This is a genomic window from Leptolyngbya sp. CCNP1308 (genome assembly GCF_034932455.1).
Classification (GTDB): Bacteria; Cyanobacteriota; Cyanobacteriia; order Phormidesmidales; family Phormidesmidaceae; genus Nodosilinea.
Genome location: NZ_JAYGIH010000109.1, coordinates 1 through 14,930, shown reverse-complemented (window position 1 = coordinate 14,930; position 14,930 = coordinate 1). Strand labels below are relative to the sequence as shown.

Below are 14,930 nucleotides of genomic sequence, written 5' to 3'. Positions count from 1 at the left end.
AAGGAGTAGGTGGGTAAATGGGTGGGGAGTGAGGGATGAGGATGTGATGTGATGCCGATCGCAGCTGCTCACAAGTCCATTCGCAGAACAGAGGTTTAAACCGATGATCGGCCAATCCTTTCCGGGAGGTGCAGGACGACGGAACGTCCTGCTCGACGGGGGTCTGGGGCCTGCGAAATGGCCCCAGCAGCTGATCTGGCTTTCGGCCCCTACTGTGCGCCGCCTCCCTAACCCGGCGGCGACGGCGGACTAAACGGCGATCCCCCCTCCTCCCTCGGCATATCCAGAAAAATGCGATCGCCCCCCTCCACCCCCGTCAAAATCTGCGTCTTCCCCCCCTGCGTCAGCCCCACCGTCACCGGCCGAAAAACCGGATTGCCCAACCCATCAGCAACCCGCACCCCCAGCTGGCCATTCTCAGTCGCGATCGCCACCGTCGGCACCAGCAACGCCTCCGCCACCGTCTCACCCACAAACGTCGCCGCCACCGTCATCCCCGACCGCAGCCGATCCAACCCCGTTTGCAGCTCCACCGTCACCTGAAACACCGTGACATTGTTCTCAATCAGCGCCTCCGGCGCAACCCGCTCAACCCGCCCCCTAAACGACTCCTGGGGGTAGGCATCCGCCACAATCTCCACCGTTTGCCCCACCGCCACCTGGCCAATGCTCGCCTCTGACACCTCAACTTCCACCTCCAGCCCGGACGACAGCGCCAAAATCGAGCTAGACGTCGCCGATGCCGTCGCCGAGGCGCTAGTCGTTGGCGTCACGATCGCCCCCACCGTCGCATAGGTCTGCGTCACCACCCCACCAAACGGAGCGCGAATCGTCGCCTCGTCTAGCTGAGTAGCAATGATCTCAACCTGCGCCTTAGCCGCCGCCACCGCCGCCGCCGCCGCCGCAATCTCTTCCGGGCGAGAGCCACTGGCGGTTTCAGCCAGCTGCTGCTGCGCTTCGTTCAGGCTGGCCTCGGCATTGCGGGCCTCGGTTTCGTACTGGTCAAGCTCATTTTGAGAAATCGCCCCCTGGGCCGCCAAGTCTCGAAAGCGATCGCGCTGACTCACCGCCAACGCCACCTGCGACTCAGCCGAGGCCACCTGCGACTCAGCCCGACGAATCGCCTCAGGCCGATTGCCCGCCACAGTGCGATCGTATTCAGCCTCAGCCTGAGCCAGCTGAGCGCGACGCTGGGCCAGCTCGGCCTCCAGCGTGCCCCCCTCCATGCGGGCCAGCACTTGCCCAGCCGCTACCGTGACTCCCTGATCGACATAGAGCGCCTCCAATCGCCCCGTGGTCTTGGGGCTAAGATTCACCGTAGTCACCGCCACCACACTGCCCCGCCCCTCTACCCGCACCGTCAAGGCAGCGGTTTCGACCGGCTGAGTCAGGGCGTTGAGGTCACTGCTCGCCGCCTCGCGTCTGGGGGGCGACGGCAACAGCCCTACTCGAGGCCCGACAATGGGCACCAGCCCCAGCAAGCCCAGCAAGCCCAGCAGCCAAAGCCACCGAGGCCAGCGCTTTGGTGCGCCCGCGTCTACAGGCGCGTCCATAGGGTTGTCATCGGGCGATCGCTCCCCCGATACAGGAGCTGTCGAAAAAGACTCGGCCATAGGTTCTCTATCTGCAACTGTTGTGAGGAAAGCTTCCCTCAGCCTCGGGGTAGAGGCTAAGAGAAGCGGGGAGTGATGTTTAGGGAGTGGAAAGTCGTCGGAGCATCTAGAGGGTCTCTAGCAGCCCCATGGTCTTGAGCTGTTCGAGCTGCTCAGCGGTAAAGATGTCCTCAAATTCGGCCATCATCAGGTCGCGCAGCGTGTCTAGCTCAGATTGCTGAGCGTCGCTGAGGTCGAGCTGCGCCAGCAGATCTTGGGGTTCTCCCCCGCTCTGCTGACTCATTTGATCGACCCGCAGTGACTCCAACTGCTCTAGCTGTTCATCGGTCAACACCGCTTCAAACGAGCTTTTGTAGTCTTCCATCAGCGATCGCATCTGCTGAACTTGGGTGCGGCTGAGATCGAGATCCTGCATGGCCTGGGGGCCAGCATTGGGCATCATCTGGGCGAGGGCAAGACCGCCCCCCAGCAGCACCCCGGCGCTAAAGCCGAGCAGCACGCGCCCGGCATTGCGAAGGGTTAACAACTTAGTCATGGCTTAATTTCTCCATTTGGAGCAGTGGAACAGTGGAACACACAACCAACCCGATTGGGGTAGCCCCATCCTAGGGAGTAACCCCCCGCTCGCGCTTGAAGCAAAGCTCCCAAACCCTCTGGGGCAAATGTCGCTGTGATGGAGCCCTGAAGCTAGGAGATTTGTCCTACTGAAACTGGGCCGCAGTGGGATCTGAGCCCCTGGTCACGGCCATTTACGGCTTGTACAGTGGGAGGCAGATAGCAGGTGCCAACCTCAGTGAAATTTGAGTTCCTGAACGCGTCAAAAACCGACTCCCAGAGGGCCTCGTCCTCTGGGGCTGACCTGACCCATCCCTCACCCCTGCGCCAGCTGCTCTACGTCGAGTGGGTGCTGCTGGGCATTGCCGTCTGCATGACCCTGCCCTCCTTTGGCCTGGTCTTTAGGATGGGGGTGGCCTGGCTAGAGCTGCTGACTATTGCCCTACTGGGCGGGGTGGGGCTGTGGCAGCCGGTGCGGCGATCGCACAAATTGCTCTACACGGCGATGGAGCTGCTGCTGCTGCTGCTGCTAGCTCTGGCCACAACCCACGTACCCGCCATGATGCGCATTTTGCCGCTGCTGGGGCTGGTGGTCGTGGTGCGCAGCTGCCAGCGATTTAAAACCTGGGGTCAGGTGGTGGTGGTGGCAATTATTTTTGTCTTTCACGGCGCGGCGGCGATCGCCTATCGCGGCATTCCTCTCCACGAAGATCTCTTGCAGCATGTGGGCTTTCCCCCCGACCCAACGCGCCTCAACGTGTTTCAGACCAACGCCATGTTTGTGTTTGGCCTGGTGCTGGTGTTTGTGTCGCTGCTGGTGAATGCGCTGCTGTCGGTCTACCAAAGCCAGCAAGAGCTAGCCGCCGCCCACGAGCAGCTACGCCACTACGCCACCCAAATCGAAAACCAGGCCACCCTGCAAGAGCGCAACCGCATCGCCCGCGAAATTCACGATTCCCTCGGCCACGCGCTAACCGCCCAAACTATTTTGCTAGAGAATGCCCTGCTGTATCTGCCCTCCCAGGCCGACCAGGCCCGAGGCTACCTCACTAGCGCCAAAGATTCGGCCTACCAAACCCTGCGAGACGTGTCGAAGTCGGTCTCGGCCCTGCGCAACAGCCCCTTGCAGGAGCAATCGCTAACCACGGCGGTACCCCTCTTAGTGGACGAATTGTGTAAATCGGCGGGCATGGGAGCTGATTGCTCCGTCGAGCTGCCTGAAACCCTGCCCGACGACATCAAGCTGGCCCTATTTCGCATTGTCCAAGAAGCGATGACCAACGCTGTGAAGCACAGCCGAGCCACCGCCGTGCAGGTCAAGCTAGGGGCCAAGCCCAGCCGCGTTTACCTCCAGGTGCTCGACAACGGTCAGGGCTTTGACCCCAGCAAAAACACCACGGGCTTTGGCCTGCGGGGCATGCGCGAACGAGCGATCGCCCTCGGCGGCACCTGCCAAATCTGGAGCGCCCCCAACGCTGGCTGCCGCATCAGCGTAATTTTGCCTCTACCTGCGGCGATCGACCATCCCGCCTAAGAATCCGTAATCGGTGCAGTGCTGTCGCGACTGCACCCTACCCGATCCACCCCTCACCCCCTCACACCATGATCCGCCTCCTCCTCGTTGACGACCAAACCATCATCCGCCAGGGGCTCGCCAACCTACTCGACGCCCAGCCCGATCTCAGCGTGGTGGGCACGGCCGAAAATGGCCAGCAGGCGGTGGAGCAGGTCGCCGCTCTCTACACGACCCCTAACCGGCCCGACGTAGTGCTCATCGATGTACGCATGCCCCAGGTGGATGGGGTCGCCGCCACCCGCCAGATCTGCGACGACTTTCCGGGGGTGAAGATTTTGGTGCTCACCACCTTTGACGATGACGAATACGTGCAGCAGGCGATGCGCTACGGGGCGAAGGGCTACCTGCTCAAACAAATCCCTATTGAGCAACTGGCGATCGCCATTCGTGCCGTCCACCAGGGCTACACCCACATGGGGCCAGGATTGTTCGAAAAAACCCAGTTCCCTGCGGCCCCCGCCGAACTGCCCGCAGCGCTAATTCCCCCTGAACTGGCCGGGCTATCGCCCCGTGAGCAAGAGGTGCTAAAGCTGATTAGCAACGGCCTCAGCAATCGCGAAATTGCTCAGACGCTCTATATTTCTGAACGCACGGTGCGCAACCACGTCACTAGCATTTTGAGCCAGCTGCGGCTGCGCGATCGCACCCAGGCGGCGCTCTATGCCAGCGGCTTTTGGCCAAGGGTAGAAGGGTAAACATTTGCCCTAACAAACCGGATATAACCCAGCAAAACCTGCTATCACTCGTACTTTTCGCCGCTGAGAATAAAGATTGGGTCTACGGCTGTAAACACCTGGTAGTTGCCCTTGGTCTCTAGACGGTTGACGGCGGGTTGGGCCGCTTCAATATTGCGCACCCGCAGCTGGGCAAAGGTTTCTGACACCACGTAGAGGGTTTCCAGATTTCCCGCCGTCACCACCACCCGCCCCAGCGATGGCAGGTAGTCCCACGCCGCCAGCAAAATATCTTTGAGGTTGCGCCCGCCTTCGACAAAAATGCAGTCGGGGTGGTGGGGCAACTCGCCCAGACAGCCGGGGGCGCTGCCCTGGATGACTTGCACATTGGTGAGGTCAAAGCGATCGCAGTTGCGCCGAATCAACTCGGCCACATCCCCGTCGCGCTCGACGGCGACCACCCTGCCACCGGGGATCATCAACGCCGCCTCAATGGCCAGGGTGCCGGTGCCCGCGCCAATATCCCACAGCACGTCTTTGGGTTTGAGGCGCAGGTAGCCCAGCAGCAGCAGCCGCACCTCCCGACTGCTGAGGGGAATGCCGGGCAGCTGCTCGAACAGGTGGTCGGGAATGCCGGGGGTGGCGTAGGGCCAGAGTTTCGTCATGGAACTGCCGGAAGTAGCGCTGGCTCTATTATGGCCGGGGATGGCGAGGCAGTTCTCTCGATTCTCAGCAGGGTTCAGGCAGTTCTCTTTTGTTCCGTCACCAGGGTCAGGCTTTCCCATGTGCCCTGGGCGTTGTAGGTGCGAATCAACCGCTGCCGCAGGGTGGACGTAATCAGCCAGCCCGCTTCCAAAAACAGCGGCTGCCCCGACTGAATCTCGGTGGGAAAGGTGGCCGACGCCCCCGAGGGCAACAGTAAGACGGTGACCGGCTGAGAGCCCTGGTCAAACCGCAGGGTTGAATCCACCAGCCGACCCTGGGACTGGATGGCGGGGCTGGTACCAAAGGTCAGGGTTTGAGCAATGGTGCCATCGGCCCCCATCTGAATCTCCAGCCGGGTCGCCATCGACTGCTGGGGCTGCCAGTCGGGGAACACCGTGGTCGCCTCCCCCACCCAAGTACCAATCAGCTGATCCACCGTCAGCGCGGGGCGCGGCGTGGGTTCCGTACCAGCCAAATGCTCGCGAATCAGCGTCAGGCTACCCAGGGTGGGCTGTCGGGGAAAAACCTGGGCCACGCGCAGGCGATCGCTGCCGTGGATCAAGCCCAGCTCGGCCCCAAACTCGCTCACCGGGCTGCGCTGAATCGACCCCTGGGAAAAAGCACCGGTCTCGCAAAACAGCACTCCCCGCCCGAGGGAACTGTATTCCAACACTGTTTCGCTGGGGGGTTGTCCGGAAGGGCGCTTGCGGATCTCCTGGCGCATGGTGTTGCCCTCGTTGAGGGGAATCAGCGCCACCTCCGAGGGGGTGTCCTGCAAAATTCCCCCCGTCGGCGACACTTGGGTAAACGACCCGACCCAAGTGCCCTGGTTTTTGAGCAGACGCGCCCACTGAGTCGAAGTAGCCGAGGTCATAGTGCGGTGAATAGACAGCAAACTTAGCCCTGCATCAGGCTAACCAGGTGGGGCAGCTCGGGCAAAATCAGCGCCTCCATGGCTAGGGTCACTGCTTTGCTCGACCCCGGCAGCGAGAAAATTAAGGTGGATTGATAAACTCCGGCCACGGCGCGGGAGGCCATGGCGCGGGAGCCAATCTCTTGAAAGCTGAGCTGGCGAAAGATTTCGCCAAACCCCGGCAGGGTTTTCTCTAGCAGGGCGGCGATCGCATCATAAGTCGTGTCGCGGGGGGCAATGCCCGTCCCCCCGGTGAGAATGATGCAGTCAACCTGCACTGCCAGAGTTTGGCACAGCGGGCGAATCTGACCCGGCTCGTCGGGCACAATGCGGTAGTCGCTCACCTGGTGGCCTGCCTCGGCCAGCAGGGTTTGCAGGAGTTGCCCGCTGCGATCGCTCTCAACGGTGCGGGTATCGCTCACGGTGACGACCGCACAGCGCAACGGTCTGTCTAACGACTGGGGATGGGCCATAGCCGGAGGATTTCCTAGCTCTTGGTAAAGCCCAGCCCGTTTTGCTCGGCGTAGCGGTTCATAAACCGCATAAAGCGATCCCACTCGGCCTCGCTTTTCATGATGTAGGTGGCCTCAATGCCCGCCGGTTCGCCGTTGATAAATTTGCCGTTGACTTCGCGGCTGACCATTTCGCCCTCTTCATCGACCAGGTACATGCCGGTGATTTCCACCCCTTCCTGCTGGGAGAGCGCCTGGGGATGATCGAAGTAGAAGGTGGCGGTACCGTCGGAGCCATCCTTAGCGCGGGTGAGCCGCACGTCAGGAATAACGGGTTCTGCAACGCCACGGGCAAATTGAATCTCGGCCATGCCAAATGTCCTAATCTAAGATTGCCATTTATAAAAACTCATTCTCGCACGATACCGGAACCGGATCTGACGCGAGGAGCAACTCTACCGCAGGCGCGGGGGCAAGCCGATCTACTCCGGATCGTTAAGGCGTATTGCCGAGGGGATCGGCCATGGGATCGGCGGTCAGCACCGTGAAGGATTCGACTAGGGCCACGGCCTCCTCGGGGCTGACATCTTCGCAGCTCTGGAGCGACTCAAACAGGTCGCCAATGTAGGCGGCCCCCACTAGCCGGTAAGCGCCAGAAGTCCCTACCATCCAGTCGGTAAACAGGTTGGCATTAGGGAACTCGGCCCGCAGATCGGCCTCGGTAAAGGGGCCGTAGTTGAGGCCATAACCCTGGTCGCCAAACAGCGGCGGCTGAATGGGAATGCGGCTTTCGGTAGCGGGGGGATCGCCAATGCCCTCGGCGGCAAACTCAACGGCGAAGCACTGGCTGCGGTCATTTTGGTAGACCACCAGATAGCCAGGGCCTGTGTCGCTTGAGTCAACCCGCATCTCTACAATCGCAAAGGAGGGCGGCACTTGCCCCGGCACCACCACCTCGATCCCCAGACTGGTGAGCTGATCTGTCTGGGTGGGCGACATTTGGGCCAAAAATGCCCCTTCGGGTGGTGGTGGTGGCCCTTCGGCAACAGGAGTATCGAGGGGGGCAGAGGAGGTGGCGGTCGGGGCTGGGCGATCGCAGGCACTGGCTAGCCCCATGACCAGCAGCAAAACTGTGGCGACCTTGGCTATGGGGATTGTCATGGTGGCTCCATCACCCGCTAAACAATATCGCCGCTATCTTATCGCGTTGCGCGATCGCCCCCGCTGCCCCAAAACCTGTGACATGATATTGCTCTGTTGACCTGGAGCCCTATTCGTTGGCTAAGCTACCGCCCCTGCCTCTTTCGGTCAAAGTGTCCTACGGCGTGGGCGAGCTAGCGGCAGCGGTGCCCGCCAGCCTGTCGGCATTCTTTGTGCTGTATTTCTTTACCACCGTGGCGGGGCTGAGCCCGGCTCTGGCGGGCTCGGTGCTGCTGTTTGGCCGCCTGTGGGATGCCATCAACGACCCGCTGATTGGCTGGCTGAGCGATCGCACCCAGTCGCCTCTAGGTCGCCGCTTTCCCTGGATGCTGGGCGGCGTGATTCCCCTGGCGATCTGCTCGGTGCTGCTGTGGGTGGTGCCGCCTTTCCCCACCCAGATGGGGGTGTTTGCCTACTACATTGTGCTATCGATCTTTGCCTTTGCAGCTTTCACGGCGGTGCAGCTGCCCTACACGGCCCTGGCGGCGGAGCTAGCCGACGACTACGACGAGCGCACCGACTTAATTGGTATGAAGTCGGCCTTTAGCATTGGGGCCAGTATTTTTGCCCTGGTAATGGCTCAGATCGTGTTTGCGCGGGTGGCCGACCCGGCCCGCCAGTATGCGCTGTTGGGGATGCTGTCGGCCAGCCTGGCCCTGGTGGTGATTGGCATTTGCGTGGCGGGTACCTACCGGCGCTACTGGCAGGTGCAGCGGGGCCGCCCGCCCCTGTCGGGGGCCGCCGCTCCCCCATCGCTGCTGAACCAGCTACGCACCGTGTTTCGCAACAGCGCGTTTCGCCAGGTTTTGGGCCTCTACCTCTGCGGCTGGATGAGCGTACAGGTGACCGCCGCCATGCTGCCCTACTTTGTCGGGGCCTGGATGGGCTTGCCCGCCACCCATTTTGCCCAGATGGCCCTGGCGGTGCAGGGGACGGCGATCGCCATGCTCTGGGTGTGGGACTGGGTGACCAAACGCACGGGCAAGCGCACGGTGTTTTTGATGGGGGCCCCCCTGGCGGCGATCGCCCTGGGGGGCTTGGCCACGGTACAGCCCGGTCAGGTGGCCTGGATGTATACCCTGGGGGTGATCGCAGGAATGGGGGTAGCCACGCTGTATGTGGTGCCCTTTGCCATGCTGCCCGACGTAATTGACCTCGATGAACTCAACACCGGCCTGCGGCGGGAAGGGCTGTACTTTAGCGCTCTGGTGTTTTTGCAAAAGCTGGGGCTGGCCCTGGCGCTGTTTATCTCGGGCCAGGTGTTGAGCTGGACGGGGTATCTGGCCAGCGCCGAGGCTCAGCCCGTGGCGGCCCTCAACGCCATTCGCCTGCTGATTGGCCCCCTGCCCGCCCTGCTGCTGGCGGGGGGGCTGTGGTTTTGCTACCGCTACCCAATTACCCGCGATCGCCATCAGCAGATTTTGCTGGCGCTGCAAGACCAGCGCCAGCAGCAGTTTGACGACGAAACAGCGGCGAACTGAGCAGCCCCCAACCGGGTATGCAGGCAGAATCTCAACACTGCCCTTCAGCCTCACCCTAGCGCTCTAGGGCAGATTGGTTCCGGCAGTCGGCAACATTGGGTTCTACCCTGCGACAGAGGGCTAGGTTAAGAACATTCCTTAAGGTACGTTAAGTGCTTTAACAGCTTCGCCTCCGTGAGGCGTGCTTTTTTTTGCTCTGATTCCGCACGTTTGTGCATGCAGTTTCGAGTATAAGGATTTGTTCCTATGACTACTATTCGCTCCTCTAAGACAAAACGCTGGATGGTTGGTTTTGCCAGCGTGGGTGCTGCGGCTCTGCTAGCTGCCTGCGGCGGTACTGAAACTTCTGACACCGCTGTAGATACTGCGCCTGGGCAAGATCCCATGGCTACCGAAGAGCCCGCCACCGATCCCATGGCTGAAGGCGACACCGTGGTTGATGTGGCCGCCAGCGACGAAGATTTCAGCATTTTGGTGGAAGCCATTGAGGCCGCTGACCTCACCGAGACCCTCAGCGCCTCTGGCCCTGTGACTGTGTTTGCCCCCACCAATGAGGCCTTTGAGGCTCTGCCCGAAGGCACCCTAGACGAACTCCTGCTGCCTGAAAACCAGGATCTGCTGCGTCAGGTTCTGACCTATCACGTGCTCCAGGATGAAGTTCCTGCCTCTGAAGTCACCACTGGCGAAGTACCCACCGCGGCTGGCACCCCCGTCTCCATCCAGGTGGATGAGGCTACCGGTGATGTCATGGTCAACGAAGCCATGGTAGTTACCCCAGATATCCAGGCCAGCAACGGCGTTATCCACGCCATTGACCAGGTGATTCTGCCCCCTGGTTTAACTCTCTAGAGTCTTTCTAGCACCATCGAGTTCCTCGGTCGGGGGTCAGCACTTTTAACGTCTAGCCCGACCTTGTAATTCTCATGACTCCTTCCAATTCTCCCCCGGAGCAGCCCTAGCTAGGGTTGCTCCGGGGGAGTTTCTTTGGTCTGGCTAGACGCCGTGGTCAGAAGACTGTTGCCCCAAACGCGGTTCGCTGCCGGCCAGTAGGCGATCGATGTTGCTGCGGTGGCGCAGCAGGACGTAGAACGCCCCCAGTACCCCCAGCACGGCGTAGGGCAACGGCTGGCCCGTGACCACCATGAGAATGCTCGCCGCGATCGCCGCCACCATTGAACTTAACGACACAACGCGGCTCAGGGCCAGGGTGAGGCCAAAGGCGATCGCCGCCCCCAGGGCCACCGGCCAGGCCAGGCCGATCAGCACCCCCAGCCCAGAGGCCACCGATTTACCGCCGCTAAAGTTAATCCACACCGACTTGCTGTGGCCCACTAGGGCCATCAGACTAGCCCCAACCGCTACCCACGGCTGCCAGAGGGGAGCCAGCGCCGTCAGCGCCGCCACCTGGGGCCAGACCGCCGCCACCACCAGCACCGCCAGTAGTCCCTTGAGTAGGTCGATCAGCAGAACGGCGATCGCCGCTCCTTTCCCCACGGTTCGCAGCACGTTGGTGGCCCCAGTGCCCCCCGAGCCATACTGCCGAATATCAATCCCCTTGACTCCCTTGGCCACCAGGTAGCCGGTAGGAATCGAGCCCAATAGATACGCCGCTGCCAACAGCAGCACAATTGCTAGAACCGCCAACGCCCTATGTCCTTAAAACGTGGTGTAATCTGACGCGGTGCCATCGGGAAAGTGCCCCTGCATCCAGGCCCTTGGGGTGAGGGAAAACCGCTCTTCATTATCTTCACTATTAGTCTAGGAGGATTGGGGGCCTACCTTTAAAGATGGCAAGAAAAGTCTAACTAGCCCGCTGCGGCACACAGCCGCTCGATCACCTGTTCAGCGGTAATCAATCGTTTGAGCACCACCTGGCCAATCGGTTCACGGGTGGCCCCCTCGGGCTTGACCTCTACCATTAGCACCGTTTCTTCGACTTGGTAGAGCCAGAGGGTTTCCCCCTGTTCTTGAATCGACAGGTTGAGGCGGCGCATGTGGGGTTTACGCTGCCAACCCAGTTCGTTCCACAGGCCACCAAACTCCCATACCCGGCCCGTCACCCAACCATCCGAAAGAAAAAAATATTTCACCGCTCACTCTGCCACACCATATATCAATGGCATTATGCACCGTGACGACCCACAGACCACAGGACTCACTGATTTAAACGCCAATGATATTTAAACTGGCTAGCCCATGATTGAGATTGTCGCGCTCGACCACTTGGTGCTCACCGTGGCCGATATTGCCCGCACCCGCGAGTTTTATCAGTCGGTGCTGGGCATGGCGGCGGTGAGCTTTGGTGACGGTCGCCATGCTCTGCGCTACGGGCAGCAAAAAATTAACCTGCACCAGGCCGGAGCGTCGTTTGCTCCCCATGCCCAGGTACCCACGCCCGGCTCGGCAGATCTGTGCCTTTTAATCAGCGGTTCCCTAGCCGCGGCTGAGGCCCATCTTCAAGCTCTGGGTGTGCCGATTGTGGCTGGGCCAGTACGCCGCACCGGGGCAACAGAGACACTGAGGTCGATCTACATTCGCGACCCCGACGGCAACCTGCTGGAACTGAGCGTACCGGCAGCCCCCTCGGGCGACGGGGGGTGATGCACTGAGCTGGGCCAAACTTTTGGGCAACTGTCCGGATGGAGGCTACCCGCTGCGTATTAGAGAAAGGTAGATGCACCCTGATTGTTAGCCCTGGGATACCTGGAGGGATCCTAGGGCTTTTTTTTTGCCTGAAATTAGGGGTGGGTTATGTGGCCTCGCTGCTGTGATACTCTTATCCGCAATTGGCGCACTGGTAGGACATTTCCATGGCAACAGTAACGGTGGGTCTGGTATTTGGCGGCTGCTCGGGGGAGCATGAGGTGTCGATTCGCTCGGCCCAGGCGATCGCCCGCGCCCTGGCCAGTGGCACCAACGCCGCAAAATACAGGGTGCTGCCGGTTTACATTGGCAAAGACGGCGCTTGGCTAGCTGGTGCAGCCGCTGAGTCAATCCTAAGCGCTGGCGTTCCCCCTCAAGAACAGCCCGACGCCCGGTTGGCTACTGCCCGCGATCGCCTACCGCAGTTTGATCAGATGGCCACCATTGACATTTGGTTCCCGGTGCTGCACGGCCCTAACGGCGAAGACGGCACGGTACAGGGCCTCTTTACCCTGATGCAGCGGCCCTACGTGGGCTCCGGCGTGCTGGGCTCAGCAGTGGGGATGGATAAGATTGCCATGAAAGCGGCCTTTGCCCAGGCTGGGCTACCCCAGGTGAACTACCTGGCGGTGAGCCGAGCGGAGGTGTGGTCGAACCCCTGCGTGTTTCCGAAGCTGTGCGATCGCATCGAGGCCGAGCTGGGCTACCCCTGCTTTGTCAAACCCGCCAACCTGGGCTCGTCAGTGGGCATTGCCAAAGCCACCACCCGCAAAGAACTCGAAGCCGCCCTCGACAGCGCCGCCAGCTACGATCGCCGCATCATCGTCGAAACCGGGGTGGTGGCCCGCGAGGTCGAGTGTGCTGTGCTGGGCAACGCCAACCCCAGAGCCTCGCTGCTGGGCGAAATCACCTTCCAGAGCGATTTTTACGATTACGAGACCAAGTACACCAGCGGTCAGTCGCAGCACACCATTCCCGCTGCGGTGCCCGAGGCGGTGGTCCGCAGCATTCAGGAGATGGCGATCGCGGCGTTTCAGACCATCGATGCCGCCGGTCTGTCACGGGTGGATTTCTTTTACGTAGAAGCCACCGGAGAGGTGTTAATCAACGAGATCAACACCTTTCCAGGGTTTACCGCCACCAGCATGTACCCGATGATGTGGGAGGCCAGCGGCGTGACCTTTGCCGAGTTGGTAGACACCCTCATTCAGCTGGGCTTTGAGCGTACCGGCAGCGGCGAGACCCAGGACTAGATCATGGGCTCCAACTGCGATCGAGCTGCCGCTAGGGCCGATGAGCGGGAGCTTTTGTGCCCAAAACGACAATTTAGGAGAAAATCCTGGGGCCAGCATACCCCGAGCGGCTGTGGCTCCCACGAGTAACCCTATACGTATTTTGCTGGTTAGAAGATGTGCGCCTGGCAGACTCCCTGGCGGAGATTCTGGTGGCCGCTCTGGGGCTGGGCATGGGGGTGTCGTTTGTGCCCGATGCCCTGGCCAATACCCCCTCCTTGATTTGCGGCATGTTTTCGTCGGGCATTGCCACTGGGCGCACCGTGGCAATGCTGCTGAATATGATTGTCCCCGGTACGCGCGCGTAGGCGACCGGGGAACACTGGGTTTAGACGTTGAAACAGTCCTTCAATACAAAAGCAGGGGTCGGTTGAACCCCTGCTTTTCTTTGGTAACAGGTTATGCCAAGCGGCGGATTGTGCTGACGACAGGTTACGACGGCGACAGGAATAGGGTGAGAGAGCGGTGATCGAAGGATTGCACCTTACCGGCGTCGTTCAGATCTTCTACAACCCGATTCAGAAGGTCGGTGGCGCGATCGCGGTGCTGGTGTTCTCGCCCTCGCAGCCGCACTAAAAACTTGACCGAGTCTCCTTTACTCAACCACTCAGTGGCTCGGTTGATACGCAGGGCATAGTCAGATTCGCCGATGTTGGGGCGAAACTTAACCTCTTTGACGGAGGGACGAGAGGTCTGCTTCTGGCGCTTATTCTGCTGGTACTGAAGCTTACCGTAGTCCATGATCTTGGCCACGGAGGGGCCATCTTCACTGGGGGAGACGACCACCAGATCGAGTTTGCTCTCTTTGGCCATCCTGAGGGCGTCTCTAGTGTCGGTGACGCCCAGATTTTCACCAGTCTGAGTAATCAGTAGAACCTCAGGGTCTCTAATGTCGCGGTTAACAATGGCTTTTTGCTTCTTAGCGATAAGACAAATCTCCGAATTCTGCAAGAAAAATTTAGAAAGCTTCCCTGAATTGACGCATACCGCGACAACCCATTCGTTCCTCCTATATAGAGGAAAGGTAAAACTACAATAGCCCACAGCCGAAAGACCGCAGGACTTAGCCTGTAGGTACTTTAGCAAACTGGGAACCGTTTATTTTCATTTTCAAGGATACGCTGGGCCGATTACAGCCACATCTCCCAGCCGATAGGTTCTCTCCTCCAACGTGAAGATTTCGTAATAGAAACTGCAATGGCTCACTCCAGAGGCAGCTGTACGGTGATGGTGGTGCTCTGACCCTCGGTGCTGGCGATGTGCCAATGGCCACGGTGCTGAGTGACGTCGGTGTGGACGATCGTCCGCCTACATCAGCGGAGCCTACATCAGCGGAGCCCACTCCAGCGCCTGAATGCCGGGGTAGGTCAAGAGCGATCGCGCTATAAACCCAGCAAACACCGGCTGTCCTACGACCCAGTAGTAATCTTGTAAGAACGTCAGCACGTCGGTGTAACGGTTGAAGCTGCGCTGTAGGACAGTGGCCATGTTTTCGATCTGCTGCTGAAACTGGGCCTGTCGCCGCACTGTCTCCCACTAGCCCACAAACCAGGCTGCCCCCAGATATAGGCCCAGGCCCAGTCATAGGGTCAGCCCCAGGATGGTTGGGTATTACAGCGATGACTTAGTCATACAGCACAATATGATAATCCATATCCTTCACATAGCCACCCTAGCCCTGTCGACTTTATTAAGTGATCACTTTCACAGAAGCTTAAAGCAAATGCTCAGTCAAGACAGCGCCGAGGCAACCTCTAAGAGTATTAAGTCAAATAATTTTCCTTAAACGAACCCCCCTCTACTTCTTAGAGTAGAGGGGGGTTCGT

The 14,930-nt window shown here is 60.1% G+C and carries 19 protein-coding genes; 8 read left to right on the top strand and 11 right to left on the bottom strand.

What is annotated here, in order from left to right:
* Positions 1-103 precede the first annotated feature (103 nt).
* Positions 104-253 (top strand): hypothetical protein, encoded by a 150-nt coding sequence (locus VB780_RS28125; protein WP_323354505.1) that lies wholly within the window; start codon positions 104-106, stop codon positions 251-253.
* Here VB780_RS28125 and VB780_RS28120 read toward each other — a convergent pair.
* Together VB780_RS28120 and VB780_RS28115 are read right to left on the bottom strand one after the other, a co-directional pair.
* Complete coding sequence (locus VB780_RS28120) at positions 228-1,613, bottom strand: efflux RND transporter periplasmic adaptor subunit (RefSeq protein WP_323354504.1); 1,386 nt, start codon at positions 1,611-1,613, stop codon at positions 228-230. The genes VB780_RS28125 and VB780_RS28120 overlap by 26 nt on opposite strands.
* A gap of 106 nt (positions 1,614-1,719) precedes the next feature.
* On the bottom strand, positions 1,720-2,148 hold the full coding sequence (locus VB780_RS28115; RefSeq protein WP_323354503.1) for a hypothetical protein: 429 nt from the start codon (positions 2,146-2,148) through the stop codon (positions 1,720-1,722).
* A 258-nt stretch (positions 2,149-2,406) separates the two neighbouring features.
* Between VB780_RS28115 and VB780_RS28110 the strand changes: the two genes are divergently transcribed.
* Both VB780_RS28110 and VB780_RS28105 read left to right on the top strand, forming a co-directional pair.
* On the top strand, positions 2,407-3,702 hold the full coding sequence (locus tag VB780_RS28110; RefSeq protein ID WP_323354502.1) for a sensor histidine kinase: 1,296 nt from the start codon (positions 2,407-2,409) through the stop codon (positions 3,700-3,702).
* Between the two features lie 68 nt (positions 3,703-3,770).
* Positions 3,771-4,439: a response regulator transcription factor gene (locus tag VB780_RS28105; RefSeq protein WP_323354501.1), complete on the top strand. Its 669-nt coding sequence runs from the start codon at positions 3,771-3,773 to the stop codon at positions 4,437-4,439.
* A gap of 44 nt (positions 4,440-4,483) precedes the next feature.
* Here VB780_RS28105 and cbiT read toward each other — a convergent pair whose 3' ends face one another.
* The 5 genes from cbiT to VB780_RS28080 all read right to left on the bottom strand — a co-directional run bounded on the left by cbiT (position 4,484) and on the right by VB780_RS28080 (position 7,649).
* Positions 4,484-5,083, bottom strand: coding sequence for a precorrin-6Y C5,15-methyltransferase subunit CbiT (cbiT, locus tag VB780_RS28100; protein WP_323354500.1), 600 nt, complete (start codon positions 5,081-5,083; stop codon positions 4,484-4,486).
* A gap of 74 nt (positions 5,084-5,157) precedes the next feature.
* The gene (locus VB780_RS28095; RefSeq protein WP_323354499.1) at positions 5,158-5,997 is read right to left on the bottom strand and encodes a DUF3598 family protein; all 840 of its coding nucleotides are present in this window, start codon (positions 5,995-5,997) and stop codon (positions 5,158-5,160) included.
* Positions 5,998-6,020: 23 nt separating this feature from the next.
* A complete protein-coding gene (locus tag VB780_RS28090) occupies positions 6,021-6,509 on the bottom strand; it encodes a MogA/MoaB family molybdenum cofactor biosynthesis protein (RefSeq protein WP_323354498.1) in 489 nt (162 codons plus the stop codon).
* Between the two features lie 14 nt (positions 6,510-6,523).
* Positions 6,524-6,859: a photosystem II reaction center protein Psb28 gene (psb28, locus tag VB780_RS28085; RefSeq protein ID WP_323354497.1), complete on the bottom strand. Its 336-nt coding sequence runs from the start codon at positions 6,857-6,859 to the stop codon at positions 6,524-6,526.
* 124 nt (positions 6,860-6,983) lie between these two features.
* Complete coding sequence (locus VB780_RS28080) at positions 6,984-7,649, bottom strand: hypothetical protein (RefSeq protein WP_323354496.1); 666 nt, start codon at positions 7,647-7,649, stop codon at positions 6,984-6,986.
* Positions 7,650-7,765: 116 nt separating this feature from the next.
* On the opposite strand from VB780_RS28080, the gene VB780_RS28075 reads away from it, so the two are divergent.
* Together VB780_RS28075 and VB780_RS28070 are read left to right on the top strand one after the other, a co-directional pair.
* Positions 7,766-9,169 carry an MFS transporter gene (locus tag VB780_RS28075; RefSeq protein WP_323354495.1) on the top strand — a complete coding sequence of 468 codons (1,404 nt, stop codon included), beginning with the start codon at positions 7,766-7,768 and terminating at the stop codon, positions 9,167-9,169.
* 246 nt (positions 9,170-9,415) lie between these two features.
* Positions 9,416-10,018: a fasciclin domain-containing protein gene (locus VB780_RS28070; protein ID WP_323354494.1), complete on the top strand. Its 603-nt coding sequence runs from the start codon at positions 9,416-9,418 to the stop codon at positions 10,016-10,018.
* A gap of 144 nt (positions 10,019-10,162) precedes the next feature.
* Here the strand turns inward: VB780_RS28070 and plsY are convergent, their stop codons facing one another.
* Both plsY and VB780_RS28060 read right to left on the bottom strand, forming a co-directional pair.
* Complete coding sequence (plsY, locus tag VB780_RS28065) at positions 10,163-10,813, bottom strand: glycerol-3-phosphate 1-O-acyltransferase PlsY (protein ID WP_323354493.1); 651 nt, start codon at positions 10,811-10,813, stop codon at positions 10,163-10,165.
* A gap of 161 nt (positions 10,814-10,974) precedes the next feature.
* Entirely contained in the window at positions 10,975-11,259 is a 285-nt protein-coding gene (locus tag VB780_RS28060; protein ID WP_323354492.1) for a hypothetical protein, read from the bottom strand.
* Positions 11,260-11,365: 106 nt separating this feature from the next.
* Between VB780_RS28060 and VB780_RS28055 the strand changes: the two genes are divergently transcribed.
* The 3 genes from VB780_RS28055 (at position 11,366) to VB780_RS28045 (ending at position 13,412) form a co-directional block, all read left to right on the top strand.
* Positions 11,366-11,770, top strand: coding sequence for a VOC family protein (locus VB780_RS28055; RefSeq protein ID WP_323354491.1), 405 nt, complete (start codon positions 11,366-11,368; stop codon positions 11,768-11,770).
* 209 nt (positions 11,771-11,979) lie between these two features.
* On the top strand, positions 11,980-13,065 hold the full coding sequence (locus tag VB780_RS28050) for a D-alanine--D-alanine ligase family protein (protein ID WP_323354490.1): 1,086 nt from the start codon (positions 11,980-11,982) through the stop codon (positions 13,063-13,065).
* A 158-nt stretch (positions 13,066-13,223) separates the two neighbouring features.
* Positions 13,224-13,412: a hypothetical protein gene (locus VB780_RS28045; RefSeq protein WP_323354489.1), complete on the top strand. Its 189-nt coding sequence runs from the start codon at positions 13,224-13,226 to the stop codon at positions 13,410-13,412.
* Positions 13,413-13,536: 124 nt separating this feature from the next.
* Here the strand turns inward: VB780_RS28045 and infC are convergent, their stop codons facing one another.
* Both infC and VB780_RS28035 read right to left on the bottom strand, forming a co-directional pair.
* The gene (gene infC, locus VB780_RS28040) at positions 13,537-14,148 is read right to left on the bottom strand and encodes a translation initiation factor IF-3 (protein WP_323354488.1); all 612 of its coding nucleotides are present in this window, start codon (positions 14,146-14,148) and stop codon (positions 13,537-13,539) included.
* A 279-nt stretch (positions 14,149-14,427) separates the two neighbouring features.
* On the bottom strand, positions 14,428-14,592 hold the full coding sequence (locus VB780_RS28035; protein ID WP_323354487.1) for a hypothetical protein: 165 nt from the start codon (positions 14,590-14,592) through the stop codon (positions 14,428-14,430).
* Positions 14,593-14,930: the final 338 nt, after the last annotated feature.

Bases quoted from the DNA above. Each gene is read 5' to 3' on its own strand.
- VB780_RS28080 (WP_323354496.1), bottom strand. From the start codon at position 7,649: ATGACAATCCCCATAGCCAAGGTCGCCACAGTTTTGCTGCTGGTCATG.
- VB780_RS28035 (WP_323354487.1), bottom strand. From the start codon at position 14,592: ATGGCCACTGTCCTACAGCGCAGCTTCAACCGTTACACCGACGTGCTG.
- VB780_RS28095 (WP_323354499.1), bottom strand. From the start codon at position 5,997: ATGACCTCGGCTACTTCGACTCAGTGGGCGCGTCTGCTCAAAAACCAG.
- VB780_RS28120 (WP_323354504.1), bottom strand. From the start codon at position 1,613: ATGGCCGAGTCTTTTTCGACAGCTCCTGTATCGGGGGAGCGATCGCCC.
- VB780_RS28090 (WP_323354498.1), bottom strand. From the start codon at position 6,509: ATGGCCCATCCCCAGTCGTTAGACAGACCGTTGCGCTGTGCGGTCGTC.
- cbiT (WP_323354500.1), bottom strand. From the start codon at position 5,083: ATGACGAAACTCTGGCCCTACGCCACCCCCGGCATTCCCGACCACCTG.
- VB780_RS28125 (WP_323354505.1), top strand. From the start codon at position 104: ATGATCGGCCAATCCTTTCCGGGAGGTGCAGGACGACGGAACGTCCTG.
- VB780_RS28105 (WP_323354501.1), top strand. From the start codon at position 3,771: ATGATCCGCCTCCTCCTCGTTGACGACCAAACCATCATCCGCCAGGGG.
- VB780_RS28055 (WP_323354491.1), top strand. From the start codon at position 11,366: ATGATTGAGATTGTCGCGCTCGACCACTTGGTGCTCACCGTGGCCGAT.
- VB780_RS28070 (WP_323354494.1), top strand. From the start codon at position 9,416: ATGACTACTATTCGCTCCTCTAAGACAAAACGCTGGATGGTTGGTTTT.
- VB780_RS28115 (WP_323354503.1), bottom strand. From the start codon at position 2,148: ATGACTAAGTTGTTAACCCTTCGCAATGCCGGGCGCGTGCTGCTCGGC.
- psb28 (WP_323354497.1), bottom strand. From the start codon at position 6,859: ATGGCCGAGATTCAATTTGCCCGTGGCGTTGCAGAACCCGTTATTCCT.
- VB780_RS28050 (WP_323354490.1), top strand. From the start codon at position 11,980: ATGGCAACAGTAACGGTGGGTCTGGTATTTGGCGGCTGCTCGGGGGAG.